Origin of the sequence: Vibrio sp. SNU_ST1, from assembly GCF_030563405.1 — a bacterium.
In the GTDB taxonomy this organism is placed as follows: Bacteria; Pseudomonadota; Gammaproteobacteria; order Enterobacterales; family Vibrionaceae; genus Vibrio.
Window position 1 is genome coordinate 807411 of the sequence record NZ_CP130748.1, and the last position, 12120, is coordinate 819530.

Annotated in this window: 15 protein-coding genes and 1 pseudogene; 5 read left to right on the forward strand and 11 right to left on the reverse strand. The window is 43.7% G+C overall.

The annotated features are described in order from the left end of the window. Positions 1-5 precede the first annotated feature (5 nt). The 8 genes and pseudogenes from Q5H80_RS21120 to Q5H80_RS03670 all read right to left on the reverse strand — a co-directional run. A pseudogene (locus Q5H80_RS21120) lies at positions 6-801 on the reverse strand (glycosyltransferase family 2 protein); the annotation flags it as partial. After that, positions 794-1156 (reverse strand): 3-hydroxyacyl-ACP dehydratase, encoded by a 363-nt coding sequence (locus Q5H80_RS03640; RefSeq protein WP_304568833.1) that lies wholly within the window; start codon positions 1154-1156, stop codon positions 794-796. The gene Q5H80_RS03640 and the pseudogene Q5H80_RS21120, both read right to left, overlap by 8 nt. A gap of 88 nt (positions 1157-1244) precedes the next feature. Next, positions 1245-2657: an AMP-binding protein gene (locus Q5H80_RS03645; protein ID WP_304568835.1), complete on the reverse strand. Its 1413-nt coding sequence runs from the start codon at positions 2655-2657 to the stop codon at positions 1245-1247. A 6-nt stretch (positions 2658-2663) separates the two neighbouring features. Further along, complete coding sequence (locus tag Q5H80_RS03650; RefSeq protein WP_304568837.1) at positions 2664-3221, reverse strand: septation protein IspZ; 558 nt, start codon at positions 3219-3221, stop codon at positions 2664-2666. Next, complete coding sequence (locus Q5H80_RS03655) at positions 3221-3478, reverse strand: acyl carrier protein (RefSeq protein ID WP_304568838.1); 258 nt, start codon at positions 3476-3478, stop codon at positions 3221-3223. The genes Q5H80_RS03650 and Q5H80_RS03655 overlap by 1 nt, the downstream gene beginning before the upstream one ends. Positions 3479-3488: 10 nt before the next feature. After that, positions 3489-3749 (reverse strand): phosphopantetheine-binding protein, encoded by a 261-nt coding sequence (locus tag Q5H80_RS03660; RefSeq protein WP_009848590.1) that lies wholly within the window; start codon positions 3747-3749, stop codon positions 3489-3491. A 105-nt stretch (positions 3750-3854) separates the two neighbouring features. Further along, positions 3855-4625, reverse strand: a complete 771-nt coding sequence (locus Q5H80_RS03665) for a 1-acyl-sn-glycerol-3-phosphate acyltransferase (protein ID WP_304568841.1) — start codon at positions 4623-4625, stop codon at positions 3855-3857. Beyond that, positions 4625-5371 (reverse strand): beta-ketoacyl synthase chain length factor, encoded by a 747-nt coding sequence (locus tag Q5H80_RS03670; protein ID WP_304568842.1) that lies wholly within the window; start codon positions 5369-5371, stop codon positions 4625-4627. Before Q5H80_RS03670 ends, Q5H80_RS03665 begins: the two co-directional genes overlap by 1 nt. Before the next feature lie 71 nt (positions 5372-5442). On the opposite strand from Q5H80_RS03670, the gene Q5H80_RS03675 reads away from it, so the two are divergent. The 3 genes from Q5H80_RS03675 to Q5H80_RS03685 are packed head-to-tail and all read left to right on the forward strand — an operon-like array spanning position 5443 to position 8202. Continuing rightward, the gene (locus tag Q5H80_RS03675) at positions 5443-5832 is read left to right on the forward strand and encodes a hypothetical protein (protein WP_304568843.1); all 390 of its coding nucleotides are present in this window, start codon (positions 5443-5445) and stop codon (positions 5830-5832) included. Between the two features lie 30 nt (positions 5833-5862). Next, the gene (locus Q5H80_RS03680) at positions 5863-6936 is read left to right on the forward strand and encodes a methyltransferase (protein WP_304568845.1); all 1074 of its coding nucleotides are present in this window, start codon (positions 5863-5865) and stop codon (positions 6934-6936) included. A gap of 24 nt (positions 6937-6960) precedes the next feature. Next, positions 6961-8202 (forward strand): NAD(P)/FAD-dependent oxidoreductase, encoded by a 1242-nt coding sequence (locus Q5H80_RS03685; RefSeq protein WP_304568847.1) that lies wholly within the window; start codon positions 6961-6963, stop codon positions 8200-8202. Between the two features lie 170 nt (positions 8203-8372). Here the strand turns inward: Q5H80_RS03685 and Q5H80_RS03690 are convergent, their stop codons facing one another. Together Q5H80_RS03690 and Q5H80_RS03695 are read right to left on the reverse strand one after the other, a co-directional pair. Further along, a complete protein-coding gene (locus Q5H80_RS03690; protein ID WP_009848584.1) occupies positions 8373-8879 on the reverse strand; it encodes a hypothetical protein in 507 nt (168 codons plus the stop codon). Between the two features lie 139 nt (positions 8880-9018). Further along, positions 9019-10152: a flagellar assembly protein FlgT gene (locus Q5H80_RS03695; RefSeq protein WP_304568849.1), complete on the reverse strand. Its 1134-nt coding sequence runs from the start codon at positions 10150-10152 to the stop codon at positions 9019-9021. A gap of 192 nt (positions 10153-10344) precedes the next feature. On the opposite strand from Q5H80_RS03695, the gene Q5H80_RS03700 reads away from it, so the two are divergent. Both Q5H80_RS03700 and flgP read left to right on the forward strand, forming a co-directional pair. Continuing rightward, positions 10345-10980 (forward strand): FlgO family outer membrane protein, encoded by a 636-nt coding sequence (locus tag Q5H80_RS03700; protein ID WP_012603422.1) that lies wholly within the window; start codon positions 10345-10347, stop codon positions 10978-10980. 9 nt (positions 10981-10989) lie between these two features. Continuing rightward, positions 10990-11421, forward strand: a complete 432-nt coding sequence (gene flgP / locus Q5H80_RS03705) for a flagellar assembly lipoprotein FlgP (RefSeq protein WP_304568852.1) — start codon at positions 10990-10992, stop codon at positions 11419-11421. Positions 11422-11657: 236 nt separating this feature from the next. Here flgP and Q5H80_RS03710 read toward each other — a convergent pair whose 3' ends face one another. After that, positions 11658-12083, reverse strand: a complete 426-nt coding sequence (locus tag Q5H80_RS03710) for a flagella synthesis protein FlgN (RefSeq protein WP_304568853.1) — start codon at positions 12081-12083, stop codon at positions 11658-11660. Positions 12084-12120: the final 37 nt, after the last annotated feature.

Consider the following 12120-nt stretch of genomic DNA (forward strand, 5'->3'; position numbering starts at 1 on the left):
TAGATGATCTTCAGAATCTGATTTGAAATGACGAGCAATAAGCTTAGGGGCTCTTGGCAGCATGCCGAAAAACAGTCGTGTGTGCATCCAACTGATTTTTACGTTATCCCATAGCGCATCGAAATGAGAGACACCATTTTCAGGGTAGATGACTCGAGTTTCAATGAAGTCAATGTCGCAGCCTTCCCAGTAAAGACGAACCAAGATCTCGATATCGAAGTCCATTCTTGAACCGACATCGTATTTATTCAGTACTGTTTGCGTCTTCTCGATTGGATATGCTCTAAAGCCACACATGCTGTCTTTAATCGAGAGAGATAGGGTTTCTATCCATACCCAGACATGCGTCGCGTAGCGTCCGTAGAGTCTTGCCTTGGGCACGCTGTCATCATAGACCGGTTGACCTGAGATCAGGCGTTGAGGTTTGGCTTGCGACGTTTCGAGCAATGTGGGTAGAGCGTCTAGGTCGTGTTGACCGTCAGCATCAATCTGAACGGCGTGACTAAAGCCGAGCTCTTGTGCTCGGTTGATTCCAGCCTTTACTGCGCCGCCTTTGCCTTGGTTCTGCTCAAGTGTCACCAAAGTCACGCTTGGGTTATCTGCAAGTGGAGCCAGAAACTGTTTGGTCGCAAGTTCACTGCCATCGTCAACGATAATAATTGGTAGTTTGAATTCGAGAAGTGATGAGACTACCTCCGGCATGGTTGCGCCGTGGTTAAAGCACGGAATCAGGAAGCAAGCTTTGTAGTCGCTTTCTTTTGTTACGTGTTGAGAAGTAGCCTCAGCAGGAGCGCTATTCACTTTTCTCTCCCAGCTTCATTTTTCCTGAAGAGTGGGTCTGTTCACCGTTATTCGAGGTGTAACTGAAGCTCAACTTACCTTTGTCGGTTTCCCACTTAAGTGATAACTGAATGGTAGAGTCTGGCAGGATAGGCTCTTGGAATTTGATGACCTCCATGCCTTTAAAGTAACCAGGAACGTTCAGCTCTTGGACAGCATAGTGAAGTGCCCAATCAATTTGTGTCACACCCGGAAGAATAGGGAAGCTCTTGAAGTGCCCCTTAAAATCGGTGATATCTCCGGTAACATGGAGTGTCAGAGTCGATTCTTTCTCTATAGTGTCAACAGCAATGACGTTTGGTTTTCTCTTTTGCATAGCGTGTACTTAGAATCCTTGGGCTGAAAATGGGTATTCTGACAAAATATAAGAAGATAATCTCAGTGTAAAACACGGTAAGTTATTTCTATGATTTTACGAGTTGCTCTATGTGAGAAATTAACCGCTTACCTTGGCTGTTGAGGGGGATCTCATCAACAACACGATACTTTCTCGGGATCGCGATCGGCTCCAACCACTTTCTCAACTCTGAACGCAGCATCAACCAGAATTTGCCTTTACTCATGGTGGCGAGGCTAGCTTGACCTTCATCAGATAATACTAAAACTGATGCCAAAATTAAGCGTCCAGGTTCTTCAAATGGTATTACCACGCATTCACCGATCCAAGGAAGTTGCTCTAGTCGCTTCTCTACTTCAACCAGTGAGACTCGTTTTTCTTCTATTTTGATCACTCGGTCGGTACGACCTTTCAGTATAAATTGATTATCCGAGACCATTTCGCACTCATCGGCGGTTTGATACCAATTGTTTTTGTCGATGTACGGCGACAATAACTTAATACAACTCTCACTGTTAAGACTAGCCTCAATGCAGTCGAAAAGCTGCCAAGGTGTTTGAGCGGTTTGTTGTTGGCGAAATGCGATGCCACCGGTCTCTGTGCTGCCAAAAACCTCGATAGGTAAATCCCCTAACAGATTAAGAGCTTGGTGAGCAGATTCAGCTGGCAGCGGGCCACCAGAAGAGAACACACCTGCTAATTGCGTAGACTTTGTCTCGTGTTTTAATCGTTTGAGTAGCGCTGGGCTGCTGATCAGCACGCTGTTTTTGTTTGCATGAGAAAGGAGCTGTTCAGGGTACTCGAGGTTGTTTCGAGCAAATGGAACACCAGAACAAAGCGGCCATAAGATTCGAAATAATAAACCATAGATGTGTTGGTGCGAGACTGTACTGTGGACTCGGTTCCCCATTAGTAAGTCGCCCCAGTTTTTATTTAACTGAGCCGTCTCAATATCTAGGTGTTCTAATGTCTTGTGGATTGCCTTTGGTGTACCGCTTGAGCCTGAGGTAAACAGGGTTAATTGGGTTGCTGCCAAATCAATTGTAGCCCGTTCAGTCGCAGCTAGGTCATTCACTAAAAGCGTTGATGTTTCGGTGTTTGAGCGTTTGGAATCCAAGACGGCTTGAATGTTACAAACCTCACTCCCTCCTACTTTACCAATCGCATCATCGACTAACAGGCAATCAAAATACTCACTCAGTTCGGCAAGCGCACAAGGTTGATAGTTGCCCGGTAAGATGATGTGTTTGTTGCTGACTGCGCACGCTAAAAAGGCCACCGAAAATAGGTAGCTGTCTTGGGTACAAATCGCGACTCGTTGAAAAGAGGGTGAAGATAAAAGTTGTACGAGTTGAGATAAATCAAGGTTAAATGTTTGCCATGTAATCTCGCTATTGTCGGAAAAACAGACTATAGATTCAGGATCTCGGTTTTGACAGAGAAGTTTAGACAACGAGATGTAAGATACGGTTTGGGTCATAACAATTTAACTCTGACGAATGCGCTGTCTTACCACCCACTCTCCTGCAAAGAGTACCCCGGCAAACAAATAGCTGAGTAAGCCATTGTATAGGGTCCATATTTCAAGAGATTGGAAGCAGGTATAAAGAGCGATGGAACCATTGATAACGAAGAACAGGCACCAAACTTTGGTGACTTTTCGTGTGTAATCAACGCCACTTTGCGGAAGTTCTGGCTCTTGGAGTCGAGCAAGCCGCTCGATAATCGTTTGGGGTTGCCATAGGCTTGACGCGAACACAACAAGCATACAAACGTTAACGATGACGGGATAATAAGTTAGCCAGCCATGCTGTTTGAAGGTTAACCCTAATGCCAGCAGAGCAATTCCGGCACTTCCACTGATCCAAGCTAGGTGTTTTAGCTCTTTGATTTTAGCCTGACCGCCGGTAAAAATGCGGACAGCAAAGATCGCGGCTAAGACGATACCAACGGTTTGTAGGCCAAACTTGTTGAGTCCAAAGTAAACCGCAATTGGATAAGTGAAAAGTATGATTGCCGACAATAAAGTCAGCAGAGGACGCATTATGCGTCCTTCAATAGTTCAATTACAGATTCTACAACGTCATTAACGGTGCGCACTGCTTTGAACTCTTCAGGCTTGATCTTCTTACCCGTTACGTTCTGTAAGTGAACGACCAAATCAACGGCATCAATGCTGTCTAGGTCTAGGTCGAGATAAAGGTGTGCTTCAGGAGTAATGTCTTCAGCATCAAGCTCGAACAGCTCGATAAGCGCATCTTTAACTTGGTTGAATACTTCTTGTTGGTTAGCTTGTGTCATAAAGATCTGTCTAGTTGTTCGTTTTAGATGAGATGTAGTTAGCTAGGTTTTCAACGGATGCAAAATGCTGACGAGTGTTTGAATCGTCGGCATCGATAACAATGTTGTATTTTTTCTTGATAGCAAGGCCAAGCTCAAGGGCATCGATAGAATCTAATCCAAGTCCATCACCAAACAGTGGCGCTTCCGTTTCAATTTCATCAATACTCATATCTTCAAGGTTCAGTGCGTCGATGATCAGTTGTTTCAGTTCGTTGTGTAATGTTTCCACTTAGGCCTACTTAGTACTTTATCTAAATGCTGCTTTAAGGGGGCGATTCTACATGATGTGATGTATTTTCTAAATGCTGATATCGCCAGTTGTTTCATTGAGGAGCTAAATATTTTCTTCGGAAGGAAAAATAGTCTGTGCAAGGTGGTGATTGAGGCGCCTTGCTGCCGAAGTTAAGTTACTTGAATTATCAATAAAGGGTGCGACGTCTATTTTACCTTTCACAGCGATATGAAAAAAGGGTTTCATGGCAGGAACTTGATACCATTTTTTCTCTTTTGTTAAGAATGTCGGAGAAACCGTAATGTGAATCACGCGTAAATCGGTTTGTGTTCGAGTGGCAATTTGTGCCGCACCACGTTGTAAGGATGGTTCAATTTCTGGAGTTGTGCGAGTTCCTTCGGGAAAAACTAACAATACATTGCCACGTGAAAAGCGTTCTTCACAACGTTCTAAAAGATCGTCAGGGGCTTGATTGGGGATGTATCCCGCCGCTTTGACAATCCTCTTCATAAAGGGGTTTTCCCATATTGCCGCTTTAACGAGACAATCACATTGAGGAAGTTGAGAGGCAATCAGTACATAGTCAATCAAGCTAGGATGATTGGCGACAATGATGCAGTTGCGATCTTCGCGTAGCAGCTCGGCGCCATCAATTCGGTAATCAATCGCGCCCGTGAACTTCATTATTTGGCAGAAGGCATTGAATGATAAACGGATCAATTGCTGTGCTTTGAGTTCTCTTTTTATGATATTGCGAGTCGTTAGCGCGATTGAAGGTAAGATTAAGAAGCTCAATATTAAGCCTCCCAAACCAAAGATAGTAAAGCAGAGCCCCGTCGCGAACACACGCCAATATTGGTCTACTTTGCTCATTATTGCGCTCCTGACTTAGCGGTATTGACCCACGACCAATTTTGGTGCTTACCTGCAATAGTCCAATGCTGTGTACCCCATAGGATATGTTTTAGCGTTTGTAGACCTTGTGGTAATTCTGCCACTGAGCTATCACTGGTTACTGCTCTTGAAACGGAATAGTCATTACCAGCAGTAAGCACTAAACCTAGAGCGTAGTCAGCATAGTGTTGATTTTCGTACTCTCGGTATACTTCAGGCAGAGGTTGGTCGAAGTCAATGACGAGTACACGATGTGACGGATACTGATGTAGGTAAAGATAAGCTTCAATCAGGGCGTTGTGAAAGGAATCTTGCCCTGCAGCGATAGAGGTCAGTGGAATTGGCGCTTTTTTGGCAATGGTTGTTAGACCCGCAGCTGTATTGTGTACTGATTGGGAAAATGCCATTGGAGAGGCATCGTCACCTTCTAATATTGATTGAATCAAAGTAGCGGTTCGGTGTAATTCACCATGTCGACTGGCAAAAACCAGATAATCAATCGAGGTATCTTTTAATAGGGTTAATGCAGTTTGGACGGCAAGTTTGCTTTGCATGCTCATACGACGGCGCATCATCGGAGGGATCGCTTTAAATTCAGTTAAGCCATCTTGTGGCCAATCTAAATTAGTGCTCCATGTTTGCCATTCGGCAACGGAATAGAGGCCTGGTGAATTTGCTGACCATTTCTCAATATTAAACGACATTAATTGTGATTGATTTGACATAGAGTATTGATTTACTTTGGGTCTAACTAATACTATGCGTGCTTATAAATAAACACGGGTAAGGAGTTTAAATGAAATTACTAAAAATAGCCGTTTCAATGTTATTTATAATCATCCTTGCAGGCTGTGGACGTGTCCAACCTGTAATGAATGTTGAGGATACTCCAGTTGGACTGAATCTTCAAAGTAAACAGGTGAAATCAGCGATTTATGAGTCTGCTAAGAGCCGAGGTTGGTTAGTTTCAGAAGTTAAGCCAGGTTTACTCCGCGCTGAGCTGTATGTCCGTTCACATCATGCTGTGGTAGATATTCCATATAATGATAAGTTTTACTCTATTCTTTACGTTGAGTCTGAGAATTTGAAGTACGACGATGGTGAAATACATCGTAATTACAATCGCTGGGTTAATAACTTAAACGTTGATATTAAACGCAAGCTTGCACAAATGGCAGCTGAGTAACCCTCTATTATTTTAAAGTTAGGTTTTTTCGTGTCGGAATATAAATTAGATCCATTTAACGCATTACAAGCAAAAACAGAAGCGCAGAAATTGTCTTTCGCTCCTATTGTTTTTCATACAGCTCGTACGCTTCGTGACTTAGGTATCTTGAAAGCGTTAGATGACGCGGGCAATGATGGTTTACCCGCTGAAACTATTTCTCAAGCAACGGGTGTATCAGAATACGGCGTCAAAGTTCTGCTGGATATGGCGTTGAGTGCTCATATCGTTACTTGGGATAAGCCCCGCTATAAAATGGCTAACCTAGGCTTCTATCTATTGCACGATGGCATGACCAACGCAAATATGGATTTCACTGCTGATGTCTGTTACGCCGCGATGATGCATTTAACCGAAGCAATAGAAGAAGGCACACCTGCCGGCCTGAAAGAGCTGGGTGATTGGGAAACGATTTACCAAGGTTTGTCTCAATTACCAGAAAAAGCAAAAGAGAGCTGGTTTAAGTTTGATCATTTCTATTCAGATCGTTCGTTCCCTGTGTTGCTTGAGAAAGTTTTCAGTAAGAAGCCTAAATCGCTGGTGGATATTGGCGGCAATACAGGTAAGTGGGCTATGCAATGTTGTAACTACGACTCTGATGTCGAGGTGACGATTGTCGATTTGCCGCAGCAACTAGAAATGGCAATGGCAAACGCAACACAGCACGGTCATCAAGACCGAGTGACTCCATTCCCCGCTAACATGCTTGATAAACAGCAAGCGCTGCCGACAGGTACGGACGTGTGGTGGATGAGCCAGTTCCTTGACTGCTTCTCGCCAATGGAAATTCTTAGCATATTAAAGCGTGTTCGCTCTCATATGTCAGAAGACGCGACTGTTTATATCCTTGAACTGTTTTGGGATGCACAGAAATACGATGCGGCTTCTTATAGCTTAAATGCGACGTCTCTCTACTTTACTTGCTTGGCCAACGGCAATAGCCGTTTTTACCGCAGTGAAGACTTCCTAGAGATAGTGGAAGAGGCTGGCTTTGACGTAGTGACTCGTACCGACGATATCGGTCTTGGGCATACGCTTCTGGAGCTGAAAGCTAGCGCGAAATAATCATGGTAAACATGGCTTAAATTAATGAAAAAACTGTCAACTCAAGTAGTGATCATTGGAGTAGGCCCGTCAGGGTCTATTGCTGCGTCTTTGCTTCACAAAAAAGGCATCGATGTTCGAGTGATTGAAAAGAGTCTTTTCCCTCGTTTTTCTATTGGTGAAAGCCTGTTACCAGCGTGCATGGAAGTGATCGAACAAGCGGGCATGAGCGAAGCGGTGGCTAATGCTAACTTCCAATTTAAAGATGGCGCGGCTTTTCGTAAAAATGGCGCTTATACGGCGTTTAATTTTGAAGATAAGTTCTCTTCTGGGCCGGGAACGACGTTTCAGGTTCAACGAGGCACGTTTGATAAGGTCTTGGCAGACAGTGCTGAAGCGCAGGGTGTTACCATTGATTACCAACATGAACTGGTAGGTATTAACTTCGCTGAAGACTGTACGATATTAGATGTACAAGTACAGGGTGAAGAGCGTTATCAGCTAGAGGCGCAGTACGTCCTGGATGGTAGTGGTTTTGGTCGAGTGTTACCAAAGATGCTCGATTTAGAAGAGCCATCACGACTTCCTCCGCGCAAAGCCATTTTTACGCATATTAACGATCATATATCAGCAACGGATACTGACCTTGAATACGATCGCAGTAAAATCTTGGTTTCTGTGCATCCAACCAATCCTGATGTTTGGTATTGGTTGATTCCCTTCAGTAACGGAGTCTCTTCATTCGGTGTGGTAGGGGAGCCTAAATTCTTTGAATCATATCCAAAAGACAAGATTTCGGCGATTAAGCAGCTGGCAACAGAAGAGTCAGGCTTGGCCGAGATTTTAGCAAATGCGGAGTATCCAAACCCCGCAGGCGAAATTGGTGGCTATTCTGTCAACGTTAAACATCTTGCAACCGATAAGTATGCATTACTGGGTAATGCGGGGGAATTTCTTGACCCTGTATTCTCATCGGGAGTGACTATTGCGATGAAGTCGGCTCAGTTTGTGGTTGAGTGTGTGGAAAAGCAGCTCAATGGCGAGAAAGTCGACTGGGATCGTGAATACGCTGAACCATTGATGATTGGGGTAAATACCTTTAGAACGTATGTTGAAGGGTGGTACTCGGGGGCTCTTCAGGATGTGATTTTCTATCAAGAACCAAACCCGAAGATAAAGCAGATGGTATGTTCGATATTGGCGGGTTACGCATGGGATCAAAGCAACCCCTATGTAAACGAGTCAAAACGTCGATTGAAGACGCTGGCAGAGATATGCCGAAGCTAGATGGTCTATTTAGTATGTAATAGCATGCTAAATGGTCACTATGGTTAGCCATAAATCAAAACAGCCGCAATGCGCGGCTGTTTTTGTATCTGATAATCAGCCTCTCAGAGCGAATACCAATTCCAGTAAGTCAGAATCCCAAATTTCTAACGAAGTTATCGAGGTTGATACTACTTCAGATCAATGCTGTTCAATCGTCCCATAAAGATAAGCAGCTCAATCACATCTTTGTGAGCTTCAAGAAGTGCTCGTTTGGTTTGGCTGTAGGCTGCGAGTCGACCGTGTTTCCGTATAGAGCATACTTTTGTTCTGTATTTGTAATCACCATTTTCAGAGAAAACACGCCATTTAGCTATGTAGCACTCGTCGCGATGTTCAGGGTCACTCTGCGTTGGATTAGGCTTAAATACAATTTTAGGCTCTAAACTATGAGGCAGACGAGTCATGAGATAGGGCTCTTTGAGGACCTTTGGCCAAAACTTGCCCCAAAGCTGTCTACCCAGCTCATCTCTTAATTTGATGGTTTTCTTGAGTGCTTTGTCTTCCCCCATACGAACAAAGCCAACTGAACGATGTAATACCGTATCGTCGGGTGTATGAATGTGGATCTTAAAAGCGGTCTTACCTTTCGAGATAAAGCGGTAACCGGTAGCACCAATTAGATTATTCTGGCTCATAGTTTGCTAAATGATGATTATGTTATTAGTAAGGTTACGACAAATACCGCGAAACCGAAACTAATCCTCATGAAAAAAATAAAGCCTTAACAAAAGTGCTAAGGCTTTATTAGAAAATATGAGTTGATGGTGCTGCTAACTACATGATTTTCTGCATTACATCACCAATTTGAATGCTTCCCGCAAGGCTTGGTTGATCAATGGTGAGTTCAGCTTCGTTTTCATAAACGCGAGAAACCGTCAGGGTGATATCGCTTTGAGAGACCTTATTGCGTGGCAAGCCTCTTTGGTCGATAAATGAACCTGTGTGCCAAAGCTGAAGTTTGTCACCTTGTTGTACACCGTGTATTCGGCCTAAATCAATGGTCACCATACTCCCAAACACAGCAGCAACTTCAGGAAGCGTGATTTTACAAGATACTTCCGATTCTAAATCCAACATAATATTACGACTGACACGAAGCATCATGCTGCCATAGGTTGATGCCCAGAAACGAGCACTGCGGGTGTCGATTTCACTGGTCTTCGCAAATGGCCATTTTGCTACTTCACGATAGCTTCGGTTGTAAACCTGATGACCTGTTTTACCATCGAATACCTGCATTTCTAACGCAAATTGGCGATTGATAATGTCGTCTTTCAAAAGCTTCGATTCGATGGTGGCGGTTAAGTCGGTGATATCACCACCTATGATGTACTGTGCCCCCGTATCTTGTGCGATCATTTTGATCACTTCCGGTCGACGCTTGTCTATGTCGTAATTTGTTGTGCCAACAGAGACAAAACTGCGAGATTCTTGCGCCAGTTGTCGGTTAACGACATGGCCAAAATCATCACCAATGTTATAGATTCGGCCCATAACAGCTTGTTGTGGAGAGCTCACATCAATATTACCGACCAAAAACGTCTTCTTATATTGGCTTTCATGGCAAGCACTTGCCGAAGGGTAGATGTCTATCCTTGCTGTGACCATTATATTGCCACCGCGTTTCTTCTCTTTTTCTACTAAGATGTAGCGTACTTCATGATTGGTAAACTGAAACTCTTTCTTTTTTGCATCTAAGTAGGGGGTGAGGTTTGCAATACTGCCGATGTCAGCGCCAGAGAACTGTATGGCTTTGTAGACGGCATCCTCTAGGGCATGAACCCTTGCCGCATCCTCTGACGATACGATGGTTGCAGTACCGGTAACTTCATACCAAGAGGCATGAGTACTGAAGCTGATGGTTGTCAGTAAACTTATTGAAAATAAGTAATAAATTATTTTTTTCATCTATTCGTTACCAGTTGGGTATAAATATTGCTTAACAAATATCTATAAGCTTAAAGCTGACTCAAGTGCGTTTTTCATAATCTGAACCATTAATGAAAAGCAAAGATTGTTCCAACATTGTAATCCATTGAAAAGAGTCATGGCGAGAACATATTGGAACAGCAAGCACTAAATATATCTGGAGATAAGAGAATGAAAAAATGGCTCGTAGTAATGAGTGTCATGTTAATGACATCATGCGCTTATTCGCCAATCTATAACGGTAAATCTGAGTATTCAGGCAGTCCGTTTATGTTGATGGACAGCCCACGTCATACCATGGATTTTTTCGTGGAAAGCATGACCGAAGATTTGATCTTGTCGAATACGAGTATTTCAGCCAGAACACCCATTGCCATTACCTCGTTTGTCGATCTGCAACACATGGACACAACCAGCTGGTTAGGGAATTCGGTATCAGAAGGTTTCATTCATCAGTTTCAGCGTCGAGGCTTTAAAGTGGTTGATTTCAAAACCACAGGCTCTATCCAAGTGACCCACCAGGGGGATTTTGCTATTAGCCGCGATTGGAAAGACTTAGCCCAAGAGCAAGACGTCCAGTATGTTTTGACTGGAACTATGCTTCGTCAAGAAGGCGGTGTTCTAGTGAATGCTCGTGTGGTCGGAATGCAAACTCGCATTGTGGTTGCTTCCGCACAAGGCTTTTTACCTGCAGACCGTATTGGTCGTGACTTAGATACTCTAAACAGTATTCGAACTCAAGATGGGGTTATTATTCGTTCTGATCCAACGATCAGTCAGCCTCATACTGTTATTCTTCGCCCTTAGGAGTTCGTGATGAAGAAGTTAATATTTGTTGTTGTCGCTTTATTGCTTGTAGGCTGTCAACCATTACAAAGCATGAGACCTAATGACTTTTTGGTTGCGGTTGGCTACGCGAGTGTCAGCGAGCAGAAAGGTCGTAATGACGAAGAGAAACGTATCCGAGCAATGAGAGCCTCTAAAATTGATGCGTATCGTGAACTTGCCGAACAAGTATATGGTATGCGCGTGAGTGGTCGGGCTGAGCTTGAGGATCAGCGTCTTGGTGCTGAAAGAACTTCAGGTGCGGTTGATGGTGTTATCCGTGGGGCAGAAGTGGTGCGTAGTTACCCTGTTGGCGACAGCTATGTGACTGAACTGCGGTTAGATATCCGAAAAATGGAACAACTGCGTAATTATGGCGAAGTTCAGCCTGTTCCTGAGAAGAGACAACAAACGTTGTTCTAGTTTAAGGATCGTCTAGTTATAGGTTTCTCCTGTTATATTGGCTGCTACTCGCTTTCCAGATGGCGTAACGGCAACCAGTAACGGCTATGAATAAGAAAGCGGCAAGTATTAAAGTACTTGCCGCTTTTTTGTTTATCGGCTTAGGGAGTACATTCTCAGGTTTAGTGGGAGATTTGACTAGTGTAACGAGAAGGGTAGGCCGAGATACAGATATGAGAGGGAGGTGGTTTACCTAACTAGGCTTTAACGTTGGTTCCTAGCGTAGAAATTGTATGCGTTTGGCCTCCGGCATTGTAGGTCATGCCAATTTTGCCGTGACTTTGCTGCATCATATTACTGAGTTTTTTGAAGCTAAGGTGTGCTCGATTCAAGGCTTCGCCATTAACCAAGTTCGCTTGATGGCAATCGTGCACTATGGACTTGATGGTTGTGACTAACTGAGCAAGTTCAGGATTCTCGGTCAGTTCAGATATATTAGTATGGGCAGCGATTCGTTGATCGGTTGATCTTAGTTGTTCAACAAGAACCACTTTCTCTTTGGCTATTCGCTCAATATCGCTTGATTGTCGGCTTGTAATAGCGATTTTCTCTGAACTCAATAATTCAGATAAGGCTTTGGCATTTTGAAGTTGGAAATTAACTAAATCTGCTAGTACCGCCATAATGTAACCTACTAATAACCTCGTGTACTTTAAGATA